Genomic DNA, 23,487 nt, shown 5'->3' with positions numbered 1-23,487 from the left:
TCATCGGCCCATCCTCCCCGGCGCGCTTGCCTCCCTGGGCGCGCCTTTGGGCCCATCCTCCGGGATGGGCCTTTTTTCATGGAGGCTCCCGTCGGCGGGCTCGCGCGTCTTCCACATCGACACGAGCACGCCGCCAGCGATGAGCCCGAAGGTCACGCCCAGCGAGATCGCCGGCGGCATCTTGCCGATGAAGCCCACCAGGAAGATTTTGCAGCCGATGAACACGAGCACCAGCGCCAGCGCGTACTTCAGGTACTTGAAGCGGTGGATCATCGCGGCAAGCGCGAAGTACAGCGCCCGCAGGCCGAGGATGGCGAAGATGTTGCTCGTGTAGACGATGAACGGGTCGGTCGTTATCGCGAAGATGGCCGGTACCGAATCGACCGCGAACACGAGGTCCACCGCCTCCACCAGCACCAGCGCCATCAGCAGCGGCGTCGCGAAGCGCTCCACGCGGCCGGTGCGCGGGTCGGGCTCGCGCACCCAGAAGGCATTACCGCGCAGGCCGTCTGTCACGCGCATGTGGCGCTTGAGCAGCTTCAGCACCGGGTTGCTGGCGATGTCGGGCGTCTGGTCCGCGATGAGCCACATCTTGACGCCGGTCGCGACGAGGAAGGCGCCAAACACATAGAGCAGCCAGCTGAACTGGCTGACCAGCGTGGCACCCAGCCCGATCATCAGCGCCCGCAGCACGATGACACCCAGGATGCCCCAGAACAGCACGCGGTGCTGGTACTGACGCGGGATCGCGAAGAAGCCGAAGATCAGCGCGATGACGAAGACGTTGTCCATGGACAGCGACTTCTCGATGAGGAAGCCGGTGAAGTAGTCCATGCCGCTCTGCGCGCCGAGCATCCACCACAGCCAGGCCCCGAAGGCCAGGCCCGCGCCGATATAGCCGGCCGACAGCAGCAGGCTCTCGCGCACGCCGATCTCGTGATCGTCCTTGTGCAGCACGCCGAGGTCGAACGTGAGCAACGCGACGACGACGCCGATGAAGGCCAGCCACAGCCAGACGGGCTTGCCCATGAAGTCAGTCGTCAGCAACGGCAGCAGTGCATCCATCATCAGCTCCTCACAGCACGGCGCTCACAGCGGCACCGGCGCCCAGCAGGCCACTGACGCCCCCCAGCAGCGCGATGTCGCGCCGGTCGTTGTTCTCTCGCCAGGCGAGCCAGGTCGCGGTCGCCAGCGCGGCGGCCAGCACGGCCAGAAGCTGTGTATGAGGTTCCATGTCGGTCGTCGGTGATGAAGAAGGGGAAGTAGACGCCGGCGCCCTCAGCCGGCGGCCAGCGGTCGGACGCCCGGAGCACTGCGGCGTCCGTGCGAGATCAACAGATGCAGTCCAAGGCCCAGCAGCAGGAGCAGCACGCCGCCGGCACCCCAGACGCTCCAGGCCAGCACCGTCAATGCGCCGGCGAGCGCGGGTGCCGCCTGCAGCAGCCCCTCCACGACCGGGCCCACGCTGGTCAGCCAGGCGTTGGCGGCGGCCACCAGCTCAGGCCACAGCCAGGCCTCCACGGCCTCGGGCAGCTGCAGCAGGCCCTCGCCATCGACGCTGCCCGCCAGCGCACCGGCGCCGACGACGGCCCAATCGGCCGCGACATACGCGAGCCAGATGGCCAGCGACCACAGCGCCAGCAGCAACAGCACGACGGACCAGCTCAGCAGATGAAACATGGGCGCCACCGTCAGCAGGCGGCGGCCGACTGGGCGGCGGGGCGGCCCCACGGCCGCAGTGGTTCATCGAGCCCCCACTGGCGCGCGGCGGCCGACAGCACCAAGTCCTCGGCCTCGGCCAGGTGGCGATCCGCCTCGGCCGCCGCGGCGGCCAGTTCGAGCACGCTGCGCTGCAGCCCCGGTTCGTCCACCTCGGCCAGCAGCGAGGCCAGCAGGCCCGGGTCGAGCTGGCATATCACCGAGCCGCTGGCGTAGGCGCCCAGCAGCAAGTCCTCGCACAGCGCATGCACCACGCCGCTGAAGCTGCCCGGCGCCAGGCCCAGCTCACGTTCGACGCCGAGGCGCTGCAAGGTCTCGATCTCTGAGCGGCAGACATGGCCGTCGGAGATCAGCACGAGCGCGACGAGGCGCGCGGCGGCTTCGGGGCTGTTGCGGGGATAGCTGCGCATGAAAACCTCCTGGGACATCGCCTGCGGGCGTCGGTGCCCGCCACACCGGGCTGGGCCCCGGCGGCCTGGGCCGTGACACCGGCCCGTCGGATGGCAATGTGCATTGGCCGGTGCTGCGCGAGGAAGCAGCCATCGCATGAGCGCGACGGAGGAAAAAGCTGACGTTCAAAACAAGACGGGCGCGGAAGCGCCCGTCCATGCGGCGGCGCCTGCGCTCAGTTTTCCTTGTAGATCCGCACCCAGTCCACCTGCATGCGCGCGGGGAACACGGTGCCCGCGTCCGGCGGGCCTGGCCAGTCGCCGCCGACGGCCAGGTTCAGCAGCAGGTGCATCGGCTTCTCGAAGACCCACTTCGTACCCGCCGGCAGCGAGGCTGTTGTGATGCGGTGGTACTCGACGCCATCGACCTGCCAGATCACCTCGTGCGGGCGCTTGATCAACGTGTAGGTATGAAAGGCGTCGGCCACCGGCGCCTTCAGCGGATGCGGCTTGCTGAGACCCCCGGCACCAGAATAGCCGGGACCATGGGCTGTGCCGTAGATGGTGTCGGGCGTCTTGCCGATGAACTCCATGATGTCCAGCTCGCCGCTTGCCGGCCAGCCTGCCTCGTCGAGATCGGTGCCCAGCATCCAGAAGGCCGGCCAGATGCCCGCGCCCGCAGGCAGCTTCATGCGCGCCTCGACCTTGCCGTACGTGAAGCTGACCTTGCCATGGGTGTGGATGCGCGCCGACGTGTACGGGCAGGGAGTGCCGTTCCAACACGGGCCGGCGTTGGCGGCCCTTTCGGCCGTGATGACGAGCATGCCTTGGCCGTCGAGCTGCGCGTTGCGCGCATCGGCCGTATAGAACTCCAGCTCGTGGTTGCCCCAGCCGTTCGTGGCCGCATTGCCCAGGTCGTGGCTCCACGACGCGGCGTTGGGCCGGCTGCCGACAACGCCATCGAACTCGTCGCTCCAGACCAGCGTCCAGCGGTCAGAGGCTGGCGCCGCGGCACTGCCCCAGGCGGTCAGCAGGGCTGCAAGGGCGGGGAGCAGATGGCGCCAGCGGGCCGCCCGGCGGGGGGTGTCGTTCATGATTTCTCCAGAGGTGCGTCGTTCGTGACGCTTCGGGAGACATCCTCACCCGGCAGCGCCGACACGGCCATGAGGTATCGCCCGGGGCCGACGGTCCCCGCCCGGGCTTGAAAACCCTGACGGCCACCCGATCTTCCCGGCTGCCCCACAATACGGCCATCATGAAGCAGCACCACACGACCCAAGCCCGCCTCACCCCCTGAGCGCCCTTCGACCGTGTTCGCGGAAGGCGCCACCGCCTTCCGGTTGCAGCAAACCCCGGCAGGCCTGTCCCTTCCGGGGTTTTGTCTTTTCTGAGCTGAGTTCCGCCATGCGTACGCGCACCTTCGACAAGCTGATCGCCACGATTCCCGAGCGCCGGAGCGCGGCTCGGCTGTGCCTGTCGCGTGCGCGCTTCGGCGTCCTGCCTTCGCGCTAGTCCCGTGATTCCACGGGGCTGGCTGTCCACCCCGAATCAGGAATCACCATGAACTCGAACACCGCCTTCCGCGCCCTGCGCAACATCGGCGTCATCGCCCACGTCGACGCTGGCAAGACCACCACCACCGAACGCATCCTGTTCTACACGGGCGAGAACCACCGCATCGGCGAAGTCCACGACGGCGCCACGACGATGGACTTCGACCCGCAGGAACGCGCGCGCGGCATCACCATCCACAGCGCGGCGACCACCGTGCACTGGCAGGGCACGCAGATCAACCTGATCGACACGCCCGGGCACATCGACTTCAATATCGAGGTCAAGCGCTCGCTGCGAGTGCTGGACGGTGCCGTCGTCGTGTTCGACGGAGTGGCCGGCGTGGAGCCTCAGACCGAGACCAACTGGCGTCTAGCCGACGACTACCGCGTGCCGCGTATCGCCTTCGTCAACAAGCTGGACCGCACCGGCGCGGATTTCGGCCGCGTCGTCGCGACCATGCGCGAGCGGCTCGGTGCCCGTGCGGTGCCTGTGCAGTGGCCCATCGGCATGGAAGGCGACTTCCGCGGCGTCGTGGATCTGCTGACGATGCAGGCGATGGTGTGGGACCGTGACGACGCGTCTGCGTCGCCGCGCGTGGCCGACATCCCTGCCGAGCTGCTCGACGCAGCCCGGGATGCCCGCGCTCGCCTGGTGGAAGCCATCGTGGAACGCGACGACGCGCTGCTGGACGCCTGGCTGCGCGGCGAACAGCCGTCCGTGGACGCACTGCGCGCCGGCCTGCGGGCCGCGACGCTGGCGAGCGACCTCGTGCCCGTGCTGGCCGGCTCGGCTTTCCGCAACCGCGGCGTCGAGCCGCTGCTGGATGCCGTCGTCGCCTACCTGCCGGCCCCAGGGGAGGTGCCCGGTGCTGCGTTGACGGACGGTCCGCTGTCGGCGCTGGCCTTCAAGCTGACCGCCGACGATCACGGCGCGATGGTGTTCATCCGCATCTACAGCGGCACGCTGAAGCGCGGCGACACGGTCTGGAACGCCAGCACCGGCAAGAGCGAGCGCGTCTCGCGGCTGTACGAGATCCACGCGGATCGGCGCGTCGAGCGCAACCAGCTGGTGGCGGGCGACATCGCGGGCGTCGTGGGCCTGAAGGACGTGCTGACCGGCCACACGCTGGCGTCTGCCAAGGACGCGCCGGTGCTGGAAAGCATCGCCGTGCCGGAGGCCGTCATAGACGTCGCACTCGAAGCAAGCCGGCAGGACACGACCGCGGCCCTCGCGAAGGGCCTGGCCGTGCTCGTCCGCGAGGACCCGTCGCTGCGCCTGCGGCAGGACCCCGAGTCCGGCCAGACACTGCTCTCCGGCATGGGCGAGCTGCAGCTGGAAGTGGCGGTCGAGAAGCTGCGCTCCCGCTTCGGCGTGGACGTGGCCGTCGGTCGCCCGCAGGTGGCCTACCGCGAGACGATCACGGCACCGGCCGAGGTGCGCCATGTGCACAGGAAGCAGAGCGGTGGCCCTGGCCAGTTCGCCGAGCTGACGCTGCGCGTGGCCCCGCTGCCGCGCGGATCGGGCCTGCGCTTCGAGAGCAGCGTGGTGGGCGGCGCGATCCCGCGCGAGTTCATCCCGGCAGTGGAGGCCGGCATCCGCAAGGCGGCTCAGTCCGGTCCATTCGCGGGCTACCCGCTGGTGGACTTCGAGGCCCTGCTGGTAGATGGCAGCGCCCACGTGCGCGATTCGTCGGCGCTGGCTTTCGAGCTGGCCGCGGCAAACGCGCTGCGCGAGGCCGTGCTGAACGCCCAGCCCGTCGTGCTGGAACCGGTGATGGCCGTCGAGGTCACGACGCCCGCCGAGGCGCTGGGCGACGTCATCGGCGACCTGCTGCGTCGCCGCGGTCAGGTGCAGGGCCAGGACATGCGCGGCACGGCGGTCGTCGTGACGGCCCATGTGCCGCTCGCGCAGATGTTTGGCTACATCGGCCAGCTGCGCGCGCTGAGCGCAGGCCGCGCGCAGTTCACGATGCAGCTGGACCACTACGCGGAAGTGCCGGCCCGCGTGGCGTTGGCTGCATGAGCAGGGGTGGGGCGATCAGCCATCGGCAGGTCGCCCCGCTTCCCTTCACGCACTGAAGCCGATGCCGCGTGAGGCTCGGATGCGCATGAAGCGCGGGAATCAACCGCTCTGCGCTTTTGGACGGTAACGATTGGCGACATGAAGAGACGTTCTGTGACACCAACCTGGGCGATGTAGAGAACCAGGCGACTCGGCAGAATCGCCCCGGCCTGCGGGACCCTATCGCTGTACCGACAGAGCCATTGATAGCACTGAACACTGAATGAACGCAAACAAGTACATCCTGACGGCATTCGCGCTCGCGAGCGCGGTGCATTGCGCAAACGCTTCCACGAACAACCTCGTGGTCAACGGCGGCTTCGAGGACGGCGACAACGGCTGGTCGGTTTCCACCTCGGGCAACGGCTTCACCAGCGTGTCCAGCGTCTACATCTACGAACGCAACGAAGGGACGCTCTATGCGTCGACCTTCGGCTTCCCGGCGGGATCCGGCCTGTCTGACGACTCGCGCAACGCCGCATGGCTTGGCTGCGGCTACTCCACCGGCTGCACCCCCGGCGTCAACGAAGCCGCTTGGAGCCAGACGCTGAATACCGTCGCCGGGCAAAGCTACAGCCTGAGCTTCCTGCTAGGTGCCGCCTACGGATCGACGTCTGCCGGCACCGGCACCGTGGACGTGTTGTGGAACGGCGTGAAGGTCGGTGGTCAGTCCTTCGCTGGTACCGAAGATACGCCTTATGGCTCCAGCTACCAGGTCGGCAACCTGATCGCGCAAGGCCATGACGTGCTGCAGTTCCGCACGGTCAGCGGCACTGTCGTCGGCCTGGATGGCGTCACCGTCGCAGCAGTTCCGGAGCCGACCACGTACGCGATGCTGGCTGCCGGCCTGACCCTGTTCGGGCTCCGTCGCCGCATGGGCAAGACGCGCGACTGAGTCGTCCCGCGGGTCATTTCAGCGCACAGGTCAGGCGATTGGCCGGACGGTCCCAAACGCCTAGACTCGGTGCATGCCCGCCTACTTCAACACCTACGTCGACGAAGAGCAGCTGCTCGCCTACCAGGGGGCGGACTTCGACGAGGTCTGCCTGGCCGACCGCAAGGGTGAGCCCGGTGCGCAGGTGTGGTGCTGGACGCGGCGCGAGGGCGATCGGTCCAAGGCATCGTGGCTGCGGCTGATCGTCGCGGTGGACGACAAGGACTCGGCGACGACGGTGGAGCGCGTGCGCGCAGCGCTTCAGCCGCATCCGTCGCCGGACCCACACCGGCCGGCGTGGATGCATTGACGCGCCACACAGCGACTGCCGTCAATGCACCGTCCAGGCCTTCGCGTCCATGAAGCTCATCGGCCGCCCCAGGTGGTAGCCCTGGGCCCGGCCGATGCCTAGTGCGCGCACGGCGTCCAGCTCGGCCTGCGTCTCCACGCCCTCGGCGACGATGCCGCAACCGGTTTCGAGGGCAAAGCCACATAGCGCAGCCGCCAGCGCGCGGCGCGAGCGGTCCACGTCGATCGCGTGCGTGATGCTGATATCGAGCTTGATGATCTGCGGGTGCAGGTCCAGCACGTGGCGGAAGCTGGCATACCCAGCCCCCGCATCGTCGATGGCGATGCGCAACCCCTCGCGCTGCAGCGGCGCAATAACCTCAGCGATGGCCTCGTAGCGCTTGATGGCCTGATGCTCGGTCACTTCCACGACGATGCGCTCGAGCGGCTGGCCATGCAACGCATCGGCCAGCGCGCCCTGGACGATGACCTCGGGTGACGCGTTCACCGTGACATAGACGTCGGTCGGCAGCTCGTTCAGCCGCGCGAGCGCAAGGCGAATGGCCTTGATCTCCAGCTCGGCGGCGCGGCCGACGAGGGTGGCCTCCGAGAACCAGAGGTCGGGCGTGCGGTAAGGCTCGCCGCTGAAGCGGGCCAGCGACTCGAAGCCGACGACGCGGTTCATGTCGAGGTCGACGATGGGCTGGAACACCATGCGCAGCTGGTCGGACTGCAGGACCGCATCGATGCGCCCCTCGGCCAGGCGGCGCGCCTCGCCCTCGCTCAGGTTCAGCTGGATCTGCTCGGCAGCCAGCTCTGCGAAGACACGCATGACCTGGAGGTCGCGCGCGGTGAGCGTCAGGTCCGGTGCGTGGCTGAAGCAGCAGAACGTACCGTAAATGCGGCCGTCGGACAGGCGGATGGGCACGCTCAGGTGGGCCCCGACCGGCACCGCCCGTGTGACGGGCAGCGTGAGCGCCTCGGCGTTGACGCAGGCATCGGGAATGAGTTCAGGCAACCGACCGTCGACGACGCGGACGCAGTAGCTTTCTTCCAGCGGGTCCGAATCGCCCGGCTGGATGAGCAGCCGCGCATCGCCGATGTCGACATGCCGGAACACGCGCCGGCCATGCTCGAACTCGGAAATGAACGCCACATCCATGCCCATGTGCCGGCGGATCGCCTGGAGCAGGCGGGCAAGTGACGGGCGTTGACCGGGCGCGGAGGCAGCCAGGCCGGCCAGGCCTGCGGCGGCGTTGGCGAGAGGGGTGTTCATCGGCGATGTCTCCCTTGGCTGGACGCTGCCCGATGCGACTGCCGGGCGCGTATCTCGAACGCTAGCGCTGTTTCTACCTGCGATCAACCGGGGGTGTGGCACGCCGGCGGGTGCTGAGAGCCACGACGAGGGCGCCGGCGGCCACCACCAAAGCGTCCTCGATCAGCCCGCTGCGCGTCTGGCCGATGTGGCTCATCGCGCGCTTGCGGGCGGCCAGCGTGGCGTAGGCCAGCGGCACGGCCGTGGTGACCGCCGCCGCCGCACCCGCGCGCTCGCGTCCGGCCGGTGCCAGTGCAGCGCCGGCAATGCCGGCACTCATCACGCGGGCCAGCAGGCCCAGAAAAACTGTCCGATCCGGCGCCGTCTTCATCTTGTCACCGGCCAGTTCGCCGACGCCCATGGCCAGCGCACCGGCTCTGAACAGTGGCCGGTCGAGCAAGGCAAGGTGCCCGGGCGTGTTGCGGCCCGCCAGGCGCGCCACGGTGAGCGTGGCCATGGGCGTCATCGAACGCGAACTAGCGACGGCGCCGATGAGGATGGACGACAGCAGCTGACGCAGGCTCATGGTGAGGGCTCCCGTTGTGGGTCAGAGACCGGATGCGGCCAGGCCGCGCTGGCAGGCCGCGCGCGCCGCAGGTGTTTCTGCCGCCAGGCAGCGGGCCGCACCATCGTCAACGGCGGGACCACTGCGGACCGGTGCGGAGGCGCCCTCGTGACCCGGCGCTGTGCGGTCCTTACGAGTGAGCGGAACGGAGATCTGCGGGATTACGCGCTCCTCGGGTCGTGCCACGCCCGGCTCCTTCGCGTTCTCGGCGGCCTGCACGGCCGCATTGCGGACCGGCGCGATACGGGACGCGGCCGTCGCCGGCACGGGGGCCGACGCGGTAGACGATGCCGACGTTGCCGTCTGCGCCATAACCGGCGCTGCAACGACTATCGCCAGCGCGGCAGCGAACAGGGGAACGGTCACCAATGTCATGAGTCACCTCGCGGGCCAATCCGATGCACAGACTGTCCTGCGCGAGGTCTCGCTGCCGTGTAGGAGGCTGGCTCGCCAGCGCGGGCGACGCCTCCGATTCAGCGGCTGGGCCGAACGACTACTCGATGCGGGCGGCGCCCCAGGTCACGACGACCGGGCCCGTAGCACCGGCGCCTTGCTCGCGCGCCACCAGTTCGACGAGCCGGACGCCGCGCAGGTCGGCCACCAGTTCACGCGCGGGCTCGTTGAACGCCATCGGCGGCGTGGCGGCGAGCCGGCGGCCGTCGCCCCACACCTCGAAGCGCACGCGGCCACGGCCGCGCGTCGAGTCGTCGACACCGACCTGCGCCACAAGACGCTGCGAGCCGGCGGGCAGCTGCACCTGCAACCGCGAGTCGGCCAGTGCGCCGATGCCGTGGCGGAAGACCTGGCGCCGCACACTGAGCGTCTGGTCGTACGGCGTCGCATCGGCACGCGGTGCGCCCCAGCCGGCGTAGGCTGGGCGCGTGCCGCCGCTGTCGGTTCGCGCCCAGGAGGGCAACGAGCGGTAGACGACCGGATCGGCCTCCAGCGCGCGGATACCGTCACGCGCGACGAACACCTGCCCTGGTCGCTCGGAGACGAAGTAGCCGCGCGGCAGCATGTGTGTGCCCGTGGCGGTGAACAGCAGCGTCTCGCGCGGCTGCAGCGTGAATTCCCGGCTGCCGGTGAAGCTGCCCGCATCGGCGCGCGCCCAGGCGTCGCGCAAGACGATCGGCGACTTCACGTCCATCTTCAGGTGCTCGGCCGTCAGCGTCAGCTTGGCCGGCTGCTCGCCGCGGTTGAAAAGCAGCACCGCCTTGCGACCGTCGGCCAGCGTCTTGACGAGGATCTCGCGGTCGCTGTCCGCGTAGGCGATGACGCCCTGGTGGCCGGCCGCGTCCTGGTTGATGGCCAGCACCTCGGGCGCCTTGAGCAGATCGATCAGCGCGGGTGACGCCTTGGCGAGGTCGGTGCCGATCATCAGCGGCGCGGCGACGATGGCCCACAGGCTCAGGTGGGTGCGGGCCTCCAGCAGGTGGTCGCCGTCGAAGTCGCCGTTGCCGATCTCCAGCATGTCGGGGTCGTTCCACCGACCAGGGCCGGCGTAGAGCTCGCGCGTGGCAACGGTGTCGAAGTTATGCAGCATCTGCGAGAAGCGGGGCGCGATGTCGCGGCTGGTCCGCCACATCGTGCCGACCTCAGCGCCCCAGCTGCGCACGTTGGCCGCGCCCCACAGGCAGACCGACAGCACATAGTCGCCCTGTGGCCGAACCGCACGCAGCGACTGCGCGACGCGGGCGTAGAGAGCCCGGGCGCCTTCGACGTCGGACTGGTTGGCATTGCCTTCCACCACCGTCGGGCCGTACTCGCGGAAGCGGCCCGACGTGACCGGCAGCCGGTCCTTGCCATAGGACGACAGGCCACAGCCATCGACCTTCAGGAAATCGAAGTTCCAGTCGCCGAAGAACAGCGCGATGTCGCGCTCGGTGAAGCCCATCAGCCCCACCTCGCGCTCGGCCTGAGTGCCTTCGGGCAGGTTGGGGCTGTCGGTGTTGTAGGCCTGCGAGCAGGCGTTGCGGCCGATGTCGGAGTACAGCCCCGCCTTCAGGCCCATCGCGTGGATCTTGTCGGTGAAAGGCCGCAACGATGTGCCGGCCGCGCCGCCGGTCGCCGCGGTCGGGAACAGCTTTGTGCGCACCTGCAGGCGGCCGTCAGCCAGGCGGCGCTGCAGCCACCAGCCGTCGTCCACATTGATGTTGCGGTAGCCGGCGGCGGCCAGGCCGGAATCGACGATGACCTGCGCCGAGTCGATGACCCGCTGCTCGGTCAGGTCCATGTGGAAGGCATTCCAGCTCGACCATCCCATCGGCGGCGTCGGCGCGCTGCCGACCGGCTGGTGGGCCCAGCGGCCGGTGGGGGCCAGCGGTTGCTGCTGCGCTTGGACAGCAACGGCGGCGAGGGACAGGGTCAAGGCAATCGATAGCTTCATGCGGTGCGGATCAGCAAACGGCCAAACACGGCCGGAACGTGGAAGTCGGGCTCCGGCGTGCGCGTCGGGCTCCAGCTGGAGTAGACACGATCCGGGCCCCGCCCTTCGACGCGAAACAGGTTCAGCCGCCAGCCATCGTCGGCACCGCGCATCGGCACGGCCAGCTCGGCCATCCAGACCTTGTTCGTCACATCCACCTGCACCCGCGCGCGGCTCTCGCCGAGCAAGCGCCGCTTGCCCGACGCCTCGACGGCGACCTCTTGCAGCAGACCATTCGGCGCCACCTCGACCTCGCGATAGCTCCTGAGCCCGGCACGCTCCGGCGCTTGCAGAAAGACTTCGACCACGTCGCGGTCCCACAGCGGCCAGAGGTCGGTGGAAGAGCCCTCGCGGTCGAAGTTATCGATCGTGTCGTACTTGCAGATGAAGCGCACATACAACGTGCCAGCGCCGCGCAGCAGCTGCACCCGCGTTGACTGCGGACCGGTGAGCGAACGGCCCTGCCAGTCATGGCGGAAGAACGTGGTCGGTGCATCGGCCCACTGCGCGGCGGTCGGCAACCCGTCGACGCCGACGGCGGACGCCCGGCCGGCGAAGGCGACCGGCAGCGCGTCCGGCATCTCGGGCCGCGCCTCGACGAGCCGACTGTGTGTGAAGCGCAGCGGCAGCGTCGGGCGCGCCGCCTCGACGCTGCCGAGCGACTCGCCCGTGACCGCATCACGCAGCGTCCAGCGGCCGGAGCCCAGCCCGCGCAGCGTGACAGGCGCATCCCATGCGTCCGCGTAGAACGCGTAGTGCAGCGCCCCGCCTCGCTCGACGACATGGGTCTCAGGCTTGTCGAAGCCCAGGTCGTAAAGCTCGCCGCGGTAACGGCCTTCGGCGAGGCGCTGTCGGTTGTAGACCTGGACCCACTGGCGCCAATGCGCCTCGCGGGCCGGCGTCAGCAGGAACGAGTCCTTGGGCTTGGGGTCGACCGGCCAGGTGAACTTGGTGGCGATGACTGCGCCGATGCCGACGCTGGAAGCAAAGTCCTCGCCTCCGGTGCTCAGCTCCACATGGTCGCCGGCATAGGCGGCCCACGGGCCCATCAAGGCCTTCAGCGTCTTTCCCTTGTGGCGCACCTGCCAGCTGGACAGAGGGTCCGACGCCGGCGCCTGGTCCATGAACGGCATATTGTGGAAGGCATAGGCCGTGCCGCAGGGGCAGACTTCGACGACGGCCTCCGGGTTGACCGAATGGGCGCTGTCGTGCAGCACGCGGTAGAAGTCGGCCAGATGCTCGACCGAGTCCTCCGGGCGCGCATGCTGGTGTACCGGATTGAAGCAGGGCGCCACGCCGTTGAGGTGCTGGCCATCCACCTTCAGCCCATCGAAGCCCCAGTCGCCGATGATCTTCTGCACGGTAGCGGCCAGGCGCGCCTGCGTCTTCGCGTAGCCGGGGCACAGGTAGAAGCAGTTCCACCATGTGACGGCCTGCGGCGCGCCATCGCGGTCCAGCAGCAGCATGTCGGTATGGTCGTGCAGCTCGTCGCTGCCGGGGGCGACGGCCAGCGGTGCGATCCACAGCCGCGCCTTCATGCCGCGGGCATGGATGTCGGCGACGAGCGCCTTCATGTCGTCGTCGCCACGCGGGAACTTGGCGAGGTCGGGCCGCCAGTCACCGGTCTTGACCTGCCAGCCATCGTCCAGCACGGCCCACTTGAAGCCCAACTCTTGCACCTTGGGCAGCGTGGCACGCACGTAGTCCAGCGAGAAGTCACGCTCGTAGCCCCAGGCACACCACTGCGGCTCGTAGGCACTCGCGGGCGGCTCAGGCGCAGCCAGGCCCTGAGCGGCCATCAGGCGGCGGTAGCGATCCAACGGCACGAAGAAGTCGCCGCGGTGCACGGCGATGAAGACGGTCGGCGTGGCAAGCGTGGCGCCGGGCGCCAGCGTCTGTGGCGCATCGCTGCGCAGCGCGATCTCCACCTGATCGCCAACGGCCTTCACCGGCAGCGAGACGAGCTGCGGATGCGGCGCCAGGTGGCCGACGGCCAGGCCGACATCGCGGCGCCACACGTCGACCACCGGCGTCCCGCCGCCGTAGTCGGACGCGTTCATGCCCATGAAGTTGCGCTGCTCAAAGCCGCGCTTGACGGGCTGCACCCAGTCGCGCCGGTCTGCGTGGCTGGCACCAGAGTACGTCCACCAGCCGCCGGCATGGCGCGGCGGCGCAGCAAGGCGGTGGGCGGCATGGGCCCAGGCGTCGAGCACGATCGGTGTCGCACCGATGTTGACGTAGGCCACATCCAGCAGCGCCACGCCAGGGTGATCATCCATCAGCGTGGCGGTGACGCGCTTCTCCAGCCCCGAGGTGGCGCGACCGACCAGGGTAAGCGTCTGGCCGGCGCCGAAGGGCGTGCTCGCACGACCGGGCTCGGCGCGCTGCAGGGCGAAGCGTATGACCGGCTTACCGGCGACGACGACATGCTCGCTTGCGTCGAAACCCGTCAAGGTGACTGGCTGCGGCGCCGCGAGGCTGACGATGCGGCAGCGCATCTCGTCGTCGAACTGCAGCGACAGCGCGGCGTCCTGCACGCGCACACGCCCCTGGCCCGCAACGCGCGCCTGAGCCTGCGCGGCAGGCAGCTGCGTGGCCAGCGGCGCCGCGCCCAGCCACTGGAGGAAGGCGCGACGCGCCGTCATCGCTGTGCGCTCCATGCACCCGCGAAGGTGCGCTCGGCGTTCGTGCGGTAGAGCTTGTCGACCACCGCCTTGGGCAGCGCCAGCCCTTGCACCGGTCGATCCAAGTCGCTGACCTTGAAGGTGTCGGCCGTGTTGAAGTAGCGCCAGTGCATGCGCCACACGGCTTCGGCCTCGCGGCCTAGCGCGGCGCCATCCTGGCCGGGCTCTTGCGACATATCGCTGCCGTAGATCAGCCGATCCTGATACTTGATGAAGAACCGGCGCACGCGTTCCCGGTCGCGCTGACTCTGGTACTGCAGCTGACCGATGCGCGCTGCCACGTCCACCACCGCGTCGGGGAAGCGATCCAGGAAGGCGGCCAGCTCGTCGACATTGCGTTCCATCGACGCGAGGTGCACGCCGATGAAGTGCAGCCCAGGGTGCGCCGCCACCATGCGGTCACGCGCGTCCATCTGCTGCTCCCAGCTCGGCATCTCGGGGTGCAGGGCCATGTGGTACTGCGGGTGGGCCTTGAAGTACTCGCGGTCGTTGTTGACCGTCATCTGCTCCAGCGGCAGCCAGCAGTTGTGCGGCTCACCCTGGTGGCCGAGCAGCCGGATGCCTCGCTTCGTGAAGTCGTCGAACAACGGCGCGAAGCGGGCGTCGTCGATCATCACGAGCTGGCCGCCCGCGTTGCGCAGGCTCATGCCGATGTTCTTCCACACCTTCACGCCGACGGCGCCGGCTTTCAGCGACGCGTCCACCCGCTCCCGCGTGGCGGCCAGCCAGCCGGGCTGGTCGGAGCCGTCGACGGAAAAAGTCGCGGCCCAGGCCACATCCAGCGGGAACTGACGCTGCAGCTCAATGGCGACGCGCTGCTGTTCGTCGATGGGCGGGAAGTCAGGGTAGTCGACGTTGATCGTCAGCACCTTGAACTTCTGGCGCCGCGCGGCCTGCAGGAAGGCGGGTGCAGGGTTGTGCAGGTGCAGGTGCGCGTCGATCTTCACAACGCGGCCGTAGTCGGCCATCGTGTACGACGCGGCATCGGCGAGCGCCGAGGCGCTGAACGGGGCGCTGAACATGGCGAAAGTGGCAAGGGCCACGCCCGCCCACAACCGGCGAGTTTCAAAGTGCATAGGAGAGTCCGAGGGTGAAGCTGCGACCATAAGCCGCGTAGTTGAGCGGCGGGCCAAAGCTGATGTCGAGGTACTGCCGGTCAATGCTGTTCGTCAGGTTGCGCCCCTCCAGCGTCAGCTTGAGATGGCGGGCGATCTCGTACGACACCTGGGCCGTGACCCAATTCGTCGGCCGCGCCACGGCGCGCACGCCCAGGCCCTGCCAGTCGTTGGAGACAGTGAAGCTGCCGGTGTGGTCCCACGACAGGTTGCCACTGAAGCCGTCACGCTCGTAGAGCACGCCGAACGACGTGGTGGCTGGCGCCACGTTTTCCAGCGGGCCGGCGAAGACGCCACCCACGTAGGCCCGAGACGTGTTGTGCGTGGCCTGGCCACGCAGGCCGAAGCCATTGTCGAAAAGATGCTGCCAGCCCAACTCGAAGCCCTGCACGGAGCCACGGTCGCCGTTGACCGGGTGGGTGACGGTGAGCAGCACGGGCTGGCCGTTCTGGTCCTTCGTGCCAAGGTCCACGTCGGCCTGCGAGACGGTGGTGATGAAGCCGTTGATCTGCTTGCGGAAGGCCGCCAGCGTCAGGCCCGAGCGCGGCCGGTAGTACCACTCCAGCGACAGGTCGAACTGCCGCGCGCTGTAAGGCTTGAGCTTGGGGTCGCCGCCGATAGTCACCTGCTTGATGCCGCCGGCCAGGCCGTCGCTCTGCGTCGGCGCGAGCTGGTCCACGCCAGGGCGGGCCAGCGTCTTGGCCGCGCCGGCGCGCAGCTGCCAGTTCGGCGCAAAGCGCCACGACACGTTCAGCGACGGCAGCGCCTTCGTGTAAGACCCGCTCTCGTTCACCGACGCAAGATCGCCGTATGTGGTCAGGAAGGCGCTGGTGGGCACCGTGGGGTCGACCTGGTAGGTCTGAAGGATGCTGGCGGTGGCGCTCTCGCTGACCGTGCGCGTGCGCACGAGCCGCAGGCCCAGATCGGCACTCCAGTCGTCGGCCGAGGCGTCTAGTTGAAGGTAGGCGGCGGAGACGCGCTCCTGCACCCGGTAGCTGCGCGTGGGGTTCACCTGCGGCAGCGTGGCCTTCAGGTCGAACACGCCACCGTTCGGGTTAGGCTTGCCGTCGAGCGCCTTCAACGCGTCGAGGTAGGCCTGGTTGTCGAACGCGAGGAAGGTGCGGGGCACGTTGCCACCCGCGCCGGGCATGAAGTTCGAAAGCGTGAAGCTGTGCTGGAAGACGTTGGCGCCCATGGACGCGAACGTCAAAGCCTCGCTGCCCGAGTACTGCACGGAACCGCCAGTGAAATCGTTCTCGTACGTCACGCGAGACTTCGCGCGTTGGGTCTGGCTCAGGCCGAACGACACGCGGTCCAGGCTCAGGCCGCCCCACTGCAGGTCCGGTGCGTAGCGGCCGGCCAGCGTCACGCCGCGGATCCGGTCGCGCAGGTTGTCGCCGGACAGGCCGATGTAGTGCGGCCCGAAGGTGGCGTTGCCTTCGTGGCCCTGCGCCAGGGAGTCGGCGTAGCTGGTCCCGTCGGGCAGCGTGATCGCAAGGTCAGGCAGACTGGCCGAAGTCGTCTTCCACGTCGACGCGAGCGGGTTGACTGAGCGGTCGGCCACAACATAGCTGTCGTTGCCGCCGCTGTTGCGCCGCGAGCGGGACTCGTAAGCATCCAGCTCGAATGCCAGCCGCGTGCTGGGCTTCCACTCGGCGTTCCAGCCGAGCAGGCTGGTGATGACGCGGCGGTCCACCGTGATGTTGGCGAGCTCGGGCACCAACGGAAAGTCGGACGTGACGGTCATGCCTGTCACCAAGCCGGCGGCGTCCACCTTCACGTCCGACCAGCGGCCCGGGCCCAACTGCGGGTAGTAGGCCTGCCGGTAGCCGACCTGCGGCGAGTTCAGCCGCGTGTACAGACCGTCCACCGTCATCTTCAGTTCGGCGCTCGGCCGCCACTCGAATGTGGCGTTCGCGGCGCTGCGCTTCTTCTGCTCAAGTGTGGCGCCGAAGGTCATGCAGCAGGTGCCCAGCACGCCTTCGCCGGGGGAGACCTGGGTGCCGCTGGCGAGGTCGTTGTAGAAGTAGGTGTACTCGGCGGTATCTGTGCGCACCCTGCGATGCTGCACCACCGCGCCAACGAGAAGGCCCATCGTCCCGCCGGCAAAGGTGTTGCTCCACACGCCGCTGGCCTTGGCGCCGTCCAGGCCCGACATGGTGTTGTGGTCCGCCTCCACCTTGCCGAAGGCGTGCAGGCCCTTCTGGTCGAAAGGCCGCGCAGTGTGCAGCGCCACGAGCCCCCCGATGGCGCCATCGGTGTAGATCGCCTGCGCCGACTTGACGACGTCCGCGCCGCTGATGACCTCGGCCGGCAGCGCGTCGAAGGCGAAGTCGCGGCCGATGCCGTCGGTGGCGAGGATGCGGCCGTTGAGCGTCGTCAGCGAGTAGCCGGGCCCGAGGCCGCGCACGCTGACCGACAGGCCTTCACCGCCCGGCGCGCGCTGAATGGCCACGCCGGTGATGTGGCTCAGCGAGTCGGCCACGTTGTCGTCGGGGAAGCGGCCCAGCTCGGTGGCGCTGATGCTGTCCTGCACACCGGCGGCGTTGCGTTTCATCGTCAGCGAGCGTTGCAGGCTGGCGCGCGTGCCCACGACCTCAACACGTTGCAGCATGTCGGACTCCGGCGCCGGCGCGTCCTGCGCGTGGGCGCCGAGACACAGTGCAGAGAGCACGGACGTGGTCAGCGGAAAGGGAGGGCGTGGAATTCGACGAAGCAGGCGTGGCATCGGAGCAGGCACCGGGCGAGTGGCGTGGGGGTGGCGGGTCAATCGCAGCCGAAACGCAGGCTGTCGTCGAGCTCAGGCGGCAACACCAGCGTGCGCTGATTGACCGCCTTCAAGTCGGTGCACAGCTTGGTACGCGCGCTGCTCTGGTTCTTCACGTACTTGCTCGCGTTGACGGCCCAGCGGACCCATGACCTCTTCAACATCAGGAAATCTTTCAGGCGAACGAGAGGCGAGAGCCTCGAACCATCCCTTGGCCGCGGCCACACAGGGCACCTGCGGCCTCGGGCGCTCAGAACTTCAGGCTTGCCCCAACGGTGAACGCGCGGCCGAAGCGGTTGTAGCCCTGCGGTAGCGAGATCGCGCCGTTGCCCAGCGTGTACTGCTGGACGGCATCGGTGAGGTTGCGACCTTCGATGCTGATGCGCAGCATCTTGTTGACCTCGTAGGCCGCCTGCGCCGTCAGCCAGGTCATGGCCTTGGCGCGCTCGTTGAAGCCGGCGCCCAGCACATTGGTGGCGGTGACGAAGGTGTCCGTGTGGTCGGCCGTGGCACTCAGGCTCCAGGGACCCTTCTCGTACAGCAGGCCCAGCGACGACGTGGCCGGGGCAATGCCTTCCAGCGGGCGCTCCTCACCACCCACCCAGCTGCGCGAGTTGTTGCGCGTGTACTGCGCCCGGACACCGAAGCCGTTCTGCCACAGCTGCTGCAGGCCGATCTCGAAGCCGCGCACGCGGGCTTTGTCGCCGTTGATGGGCTTGCTGACGTTGAACGGGCGGCCGCCAGGCGCGCCAATATCCTGACCCGTCAGATAGATGCTGGTGATCTGGTTCTTAATGTTCTTTTGGAACACCGCGACGGTCAGCGCCGAGTCCTTCGCGTAGTACCACTCCAGCGACAGGTCGGCCTGCCGAGCGCTATAGGGCTTGAGCTCGGCATTGCCGCCGAATACCTGCGTGAAGTCACCCCAGGAGATGCTCTGCGTAGTGCTGGTGGGCGCAAGCTTGTCGACCGACGGGCGCGCCATCGTCTTGGCGGCGCCGATGCGCAGCTGCAGGTCGGGGCGCAGCTCGAATGTCACGTTGGCCGAGGGCAGCGCGAAGCTGTAGCTCGCGTCCTGCTGGATGTTGGACGGCGCTGCGTAGACGGCCGTGTAGTTGAACGCGCCGTTCTCGATGATGTCGAGGATCTTGGCGTCCCAGGCCTGGGCGGTCGTCTTGGTCCTCACGAAACGCAGGCCGGCGTCGGCGCTCCAGCCGTCGCCCGACAGGTCGGCCTGCACATAGGCGACCGTCGTTTTCTCGGTCACGCGGTAGCTCTGCAGCGGGTCCCACGCCGGCGCGGCAGCCGTGGAGCTGTAGACGCCGCCGCCCGGGCGCGGCTTGCCGTCGTAGGCCTTGAGCGCCTGCACGTAGCTGTCCACGTCGAACCCGAGGAAAGTGCGCGGGAAGTTACCGCTGACACCGCTGAGGAAGTCAGACGGGCTGAGCGTCTGGTTGATGACGTTGCCGCCCAGCGTGCCGACGTTGATCGCGTTGACGCCGGAGTAGTGGTCGGCGCCGGCATTGAAAGCGTTATCGACCAGGTCGCGCGACTTCTTGCGGTCAGTCTGGCTGATGCCGAACTTCAGCGCATCGACATGCCAGCTGCCGCCCAGCGTCCAGGTCGCATCGAGGTTGGCGCCGGTGATGCGGTCGTCGACGTTGTCGCCCGACAGGCTGAAGTAATGCGTGTTGAAGTCGCTCGCCTTGAACAGGCCCTGCGCCAGGCCCGTCTGCAGGTCGCGGCCATCTGCGAAGGTCGTCTTGACGTCAGGCACGGCCGAGCCCGTCAGTTGAATACGTGTGACGTTGGGCTGGTTCATCCGCAGCACGACGTAGCTGTCGTGACCGCCGGAGTGGCGCTTGGAGGTCGACTGATAGATGTCCCCCGTCAGTTTGAGGTCGGCGCTAGCCTTCCACTCGACGTTGGCGCCGTACAGCGCCGTGTCGACAACCCGGTACTCGGTCTTGTTGAGCAGTTCCGGGTTGAGGCGCAGCTCGGGATCGGCGTTGTCCAGTGTCAGGTCGGTGACGACGCCGTTGTTGATCTTCATGTTGGACCAGCGGCCAGGCGCGTAGAGCGGGTAGAACGACTGCTGGTAGCCCACCTGCGGCGAGTTCAGCCGCGTCTTGATGCCGTCGACGACGACCTTCACACCGTCGGCTGGCCGCCACTCCACCTTGCCAGACAGCGCCGTGCGCTTCTTGTCCTCGAAGATGCTGCCGAATCGGAACTGGCCCGGGCCGATGAGGCCTTCCTCGTTCTTGTCCAGCGTGCCGTTGCCGTTGGGGTCGATGGCCCCGCCCCAGGTATTGCCCCAGGGCCAGAACGCGCCCGGGTCGCTGGGCACGGCATTGCGCGACCAGCCGCCGTCGTTGCCGGCCGTGTCGGTGCGCTCCTTGCGCTTGGCGTACACGACACCCAGCAGCACGCCGACGTCGCTGCCAAAGGTGTTGCTGTAGGTGGCCGACAGCTTGCCGCCGTTCAAGCGCGTCATGGCGTTGCGGTCCGCTTCGAAGCGCACGAGCCCGTGCTGGCCGCGCTGGTCGAAGGGACTGGCCGAGCGCAGGTTGACGAGGCCACCGATGGAGCCTTCGGTCAGCGAGGCCTGCGTGCCCTTCACGACGTCGGCGCCGCTGATGACGTCGGCCGGCAGCACGTCAAACGCGAAATCACGGCCCGCGCCATCGGTGCCGAGGATGCGGTTGTTGAATGTCGTGATCGTGTATTCGGGGCCCAGGCCGCGGATGCTGACCTTCTGACCCTCGCCGCCGGCCGTGCGAGAGATGGCCACGCCGGTGATGTGGCTCAGCGAGTCGGCCACGTTGTCGTCAGGGAAGCGGCCCAGCTCGATCGCGCTGATGCTGTCTTGCACGACGGCTGCATTGCGCTTGAGCGTCAGCGAGCGTTGCAGACTGGCGCGGGTGCCGACGACCTCGACGCGCTCCAGCGTCTGATCGGCGTCTTTGGCATCGGGTGCGGTGGCATCCTGCGCTGTTGCGGCAGGCGCAGCCAGCGCGCCCAGTGCCACGAGGCCGGCCGCGGCCAACGGATGCAGCGCGAAGCGAAGAGTGGCTTGCGGCAGAGGGTGCAGTCGAGAACTCATCCAACGGTTCCTTTGTGTTTGTCGAGGCCGCAGCAGCGCGGCCCCACGCGATCGGCGGCGGCGCCCGGGCCGAATGCCCGGCAGTTGCCGCTCCACGAATCGCCCCGGAAGCGGCTTGGCGCAAGTCTACGAATTCTTTCGTTTAATTTCGTATAGCGTTTCCACCAATGAAAATTGCTTTCGATAAACGCCTCATCGAAAAGCGCCACATTCATGGTGCATAGAGCGGGATTGCCGCACCTCATAGGGGATACGCTCACAGAATCGGTTCATGGGTAACGAAAGTGGCTTTCGGCGTTGCGTTTTCGTTTTTGTTCGCTTATGCTTTCGCTCGAAAGTTTTCCGACGATAACCCACCGCACGAAAGTCGACCGATGCCGAGCACCTGGCTCACCTATGCACTGACCACCACGCTGCTCTGGGGCGTGTGGGGCGCCTTTACGGGCCTGCCGTCGGAACATGGCTTCCCGGACACCCTGGTCTACGTCGTCTGGGCGCTGACGATGATCCCGCCGGCTGTCGCCGTGCTGGCACGCAGTGGCTGGCGCATCCAGCGCGACCGCCGCGCCATCGTGCTGGGCCTGGCCGTGGGGCTGCTCGGCGCCGGGGGCCAGATGCTGCTGTTCCGCGCCGTGCAGCTTGGCCCGGCCTACCTGATCTTCCCCATCGTCTCGCTGTCGCCAGGGCTGACCATCGCACTGTCTTACGGACTGCTCGGCGAGCGCACCGGGCGGCTGGGCGTGGCCGGCATCGTGCTGGCGCTGTGCGCGCTGCCGCTGTTCGACCTGCAGCTCGGTGCCGGCGGGTCGGGCATGGGGCTGTGGTTCGTGCTCGCACTCGTCGTGCTGGCGGCCTGGGGGCTGCAGGCCTACTTCATCAAGCTGGCGAGCGCGGGCACCAGCACCGAGAGCATCTTTTTCTACATGACTGTCGGCGCGCTGGTGTGCGTGCCGGCCGCGCTGGCGATGACCGACTTCTCGCAGCCCATCGAGTGGGGCTGGAACGGGCCGGGCCTCGCCGCCGTCATCCAGGTGCTCAATGCCATTGGCGCGCTGACGCTGGTCTACGCCTTTCGCCATGGCAAGGCGCTCGTCGTGTCGCCGCTCGTCAACGCCGGCGCGCCGCTGCTGACGGCCGTGCTGTCGATGGCGCTCAGCGGCACGGCTCCCAGCGGATCGAAGCTGGCCGGCGTGGCGCTGGCGCTGCTGGCCGCGCTGTTGCTGGCGCTGCAGCCGGAAACGCCCTCTTCCTCCCAACCCGTTCAAGGAGACGCCGCATGAAGCTCATGCTCGAACTCGTGCGCCGCCACAAGCAAACCGCCCCGGGGCATGCCGCCGTGGGCATCCCGTCCGTCTGCTCCGCGCATCCCGTCGTCATCGCCGCCACGTTGCGTGAATGCGCGACCCACGGCCGGCCGGCGCTCATCGAAGCCACGTCCAACCAGGTCAACCAGGACGGCGGCTACACCGGCATGACACCGGTCGACTTCCGCCGGTACGTGCAGCAAATGGCTGCCGAAGAGGGGCTGCCGCCCGAGTTGCTGGTGCTCGGTGGCGATCACCTCGGGCCCAATGCCTGGCGCAAACTGCCGGCCGAGGCCGCCATGGCCAAGGCCGAGGTGATGGTGGCGCAGTACGTGGCCGCGGGCTTCCGCAAGATCCACTTGGACTGCTCTATGAGCTGCGCCGGTGACCCGGTCCCGCTGCCGGAAGAAGTCATCGCCGCCCGCGCCGTGCGCCTTTGCCACGCCGCCGAAGCCGCCTGGCGCGACGCGACCGACCGCGGCGAGCCGCCCGTCTACGTCATCGGCACCGAAGTACCAGTGCCCGGCGGCGCGCATGAAGACCTCGGCGAGCTCGCCGTGACGTCTCCCGACGCGGCCTCGTCAACGCTGGCGCTGCATCGCCATGCGTTCGAGCGCGCCGGGCTGGAACTGGCCTGGCAGCGTGTCATCGCGATGGTCGTGCAGCCTGGCGTGGAGTTCGACCACCACAAGGTCATCGACTACCGCCCCGAGAAGGCCCGCGAGTTGAGCGCCTTCATCGAGACCCAGCCTGGCCTCGTCTACGAGGCCCATTCCACCGACTACCAGACGCCGGAGCACCTCGCTCAGCTGGCGCGCGACCATTTCGCCATCCTGAAGGTGGGCCCGGGCGTGACCTTCGCGCTGCGCGAGACGCTGTGGGGCCTGGCCGCCGTGGAGCGCGAGTGGGTGGGCGAAGGCGATGGGCTGGTGGATACGGTGCTCGGCGTCATGCGCGCGGAGCCCGAGCACTGGCGCGGCTACTACCAGGACGCCTCGCGCCTGGACGTGGACCTGGCCTACTCCCTGAGCGACCGCATCCGCTACTACTGGGCCCACCCCGCCGTGCGCCGGGCCTGCGACACGATGCTCGCCCGCCTCGACGCCGCACCGCCACCGCTGACGCTGCTGAGCCAGTACCTGCCGCGCCAGTACGAGGCCGTGCGCGAAGGCCGCTTGCCGACGCACACCGACGCCCTGCTGCGCGACGGCACCGTGCAAGCGCTGCGTCCCTACCTCGCGGCCTGCACCGCTTGACTGTT

20 protein-coding genes are annotated in these 23,487 nt (G+C 68.4%); 5 read left to right on the top strand and 15 right to left on the bottom strand.

Annotation, left to right across the window (positions count from 1 at the left end):
- The 5 genes from LXT13_RS21590 to LXT13_RS21570 all read right to left on the bottom strand — a co-directional run bounded on the left by LXT13_RS21590 (position 1) and on the right by LXT13_RS21570 (position 3,202).
- Entirely contained in the window at positions 1 to 1,065 is a 1,065-nt protein-coding gene (locus tag LXT13_RS21590) for a TerC family protein (RefSeq protein ID WP_233374384.1), read from the bottom strand.
- A 10-nt stretch (positions 1,066 to 1,075) separates the two neighbouring features.
- Positions 1,076 to 1,234 (bottom strand): hypothetical protein, encoded by a 159-nt coding sequence (locus tag LXT13_RS21585; RefSeq protein ID WP_233374383.1) that lies wholly within the window; start codon positions 1,232 to 1,234, stop codon positions 1,076 to 1,078.
- Positions 1,235 to 1,278: 44 nt separating this feature from the next.
- Positions 1,279 to 1,680, bottom strand: coding sequence for a hypothetical protein (locus LXT13_RS21580; protein ID WP_233374382.1), 402 nt, complete (start codon positions 1,678 to 1,680; stop codon positions 1,279 to 1,281).
- 11 nt (positions 1,681 to 1,691) lie between these two features.
- Positions 1,692 to 2,129 carry a TerB family tellurite resistance protein gene (locus LXT13_RS21575; RefSeq protein ID WP_233374381.1) on the bottom strand — a complete coding sequence of 146 codons (438 nt, stop codon included), beginning with the start codon at positions 2,127 to 2,129 and terminating at the stop codon, positions 1,692 to 1,694.
- Positions 2,130 to 2,344: 215 nt separating this feature from the next.
- Positions 2,345 to 3,202, bottom strand: a complete 858-nt coding sequence (locus LXT13_RS21570; protein WP_233374380.1) for a glycoside hydrolase family 16 protein — start codon at positions 3,200 to 3,202, stop codon at positions 2,345 to 2,347.
- 466 nt (positions 3,203 to 3,668) lie between these two features.
- Between LXT13_RS21570 and fusA the strand changes: the two genes are divergently transcribed.
- From fusA to LXT13_RS21555, 3 genes are all read left to right on the top strand, one after another.
- On the top strand, positions 3,669 to 5,684 hold the full coding sequence (gene fusA / locus LXT13_RS21565) for an elongation factor G (protein WP_233374379.1): 2,016 nt from the start codon (positions 3,669 to 3,671) through the stop codon (positions 5,682 to 5,684).
- A gap of 262 nt (positions 5,685 to 5,946) precedes the next feature.
- On the top strand, positions 5,947 to 6,618 hold the full coding sequence (locus LXT13_RS21560) for a PEP-CTERM sorting domain-containing protein (protein WP_233374378.1): 672 nt from the start codon (positions 5,947 to 5,949) through the stop codon (positions 6,616 to 6,618).
- Positions 6,619 to 6,691: 73 nt separating this feature from the next.
- Complete coding sequence (locus tag LXT13_RS21555; protein WP_233374377.1) at positions 6,692 to 6,967, top strand: hypothetical protein; 276 nt, start codon at positions 6,692 to 6,694, stop codon at positions 6,965 to 6,967.
- A 21-nt stretch (positions 6,968 to 6,988) separates the two neighbouring features.
- Here LXT13_RS21555 and LXT13_RS21550 read toward each other — a convergent pair whose 3' ends face one another.
- From LXT13_RS21550 to LXT13_RS21505, 10 genes are all read right to left on the bottom strand, one after another.
- Positions 6,989 to 8,221, bottom strand: a complete 1,233-nt coding sequence (locus LXT13_RS21550; protein ID WP_233374376.1) for a sensor domain-containing phosphodiesterase — start codon at positions 8,219 to 8,221, stop codon at positions 6,989 to 6,991.
- A gap of 73 nt (positions 8,222 to 8,294) precedes the next feature.
- A complete protein-coding gene (locus LXT13_RS21545; RefSeq protein WP_233374375.1) occupies positions 8,295 to 8,786 on the bottom strand; it encodes a hypothetical protein in 492 nt (163 codons plus the stop codon).
- A 21-nt stretch (positions 8,787 to 8,807) separates the two neighbouring features.
- Positions 8,808 to 9,200 carry a hypothetical protein gene (locus LXT13_RS21540; RefSeq protein WP_233374374.1) on the bottom strand — a complete coding sequence of 131 codons (393 nt, stop codon included), beginning with the start codon at positions 9,198 to 9,200 and terminating at the stop codon, positions 8,808 to 8,810.
- A gap of 118 nt (positions 9,201 to 9,318) precedes the next feature.
- The gene (locus LXT13_RS21535) at positions 9,319 to 11,193 is read right to left on the bottom strand and encodes an NPCBM/NEW2 domain-containing protein (protein WP_233374373.1); all 1,875 of its coding nucleotides are present in this window, start codon (positions 11,191 to 11,193) and stop codon (positions 9,319 to 9,321) included.
- 14 nt (positions 11,194 to 11,207) lie between these two features.
- Positions 11,208 to 13,895: an alpha-galactosidase gene (locus LXT13_RS21530; protein ID WP_233374372.1), complete on the bottom strand. Its 2,688-nt coding sequence runs from the start codon at positions 13,893 to 13,895 to the stop codon at positions 11,208 to 11,210.
- Complete coding sequence (locus LXT13_RS21525; RefSeq protein WP_233374371.1) at positions 13,892 to 15,010, bottom strand: amidohydrolase family protein; 1,119 nt, start codon at positions 15,008 to 15,010, stop codon at positions 13,892 to 13,894. The genes LXT13_RS21530 and LXT13_RS21525 overlap by 4 nt, the downstream gene beginning before the upstream one ends.
- The gene (locus LXT13_RS21520; RefSeq protein WP_233374370.1) at positions 15,000 to 17,663 is read right to left on the bottom strand and encodes a TonB-dependent receptor; all 2,664 of its coding nucleotides are present in this window, start codon (positions 17,661 to 17,663) and stop codon (positions 15,000 to 15,002) included. Before LXT13_RS21520 ends, LXT13_RS21525 begins: the two co-directional genes overlap by 11 nt.
- Positions 17,664 to 17,815: 152 nt before the next feature.
- The gene (locus LXT13_RS21515) at positions 17,816 to 17,980 is read right to left on the bottom strand and encodes a hypothetical protein (RefSeq protein ID WP_233374369.1); all 165 of its coding nucleotides are present in this window, start codon (positions 17,978 to 17,980) and stop codon (positions 17,816 to 17,818) included.
- A gap of 86 nt (positions 17,981 to 18,066) precedes the next feature.
- Positions 18,067 to 20,922, bottom strand: coding sequence for a TonB-dependent receptor (locus tag LXT13_RS21510; RefSeq protein WP_233374368.1), 2,856 nt, complete (start codon positions 20,920 to 20,922; stop codon positions 18,067 to 18,069).
- Positions 20,919 to 21,137, bottom strand: a complete 219-nt coding sequence (locus tag LXT13_RS21505; RefSeq protein WP_233374367.1) for a hypothetical protein — start codon at positions 21,135 to 21,137, stop codon at positions 20,919 to 20,921. The genes LXT13_RS21510 and LXT13_RS21505 overlap by 4 nt, the downstream gene beginning before the upstream one ends.
- A gap of 159 nt (positions 21,138 to 21,296) precedes the next feature.
- On the opposite strand from LXT13_RS21505, the gene LXT13_RS21500 reads away from it, so the two are divergent.
- Together LXT13_RS21500 and LXT13_RS21495 are read left to right on the top strand one after the other, a co-directional pair.
- Positions 21,297 to 22,202, top strand: a complete 906-nt coding sequence (locus tag LXT13_RS21500; RefSeq protein ID WP_233374366.1) for a DMT family transporter — start codon at positions 21,297 to 21,299, stop codon at positions 22,200 to 22,202.
- Entirely contained in the window at positions 22,199 to 23,482 is a 1,284-nt protein-coding gene (locus LXT13_RS21495) for a D-tagatose-bisphosphate aldolase, class II, non-catalytic subunit (RefSeq protein WP_233374365.1), read from the top strand. Before LXT13_RS21500 ends, LXT13_RS21495 begins: the two co-directional genes overlap by 4 nt.
- The last annotated feature ends 5 nt before the right edge of the window (positions 23,483 to 23,487 follow it).

Source organism: Pelomonas cellulosilytica (assembly GCF_021353265.1).
Taxonomy (GTDB): domain Bacteria; phylum Pseudomonadota; class Gammaproteobacteria; order Burkholderiales; family Burkholderiaceae_C; genus Pelomonas; species Pelomonas cellulosilytica.
This window is presented reverse-complemented; position numbering and strand designations above follow the sequence as displayed.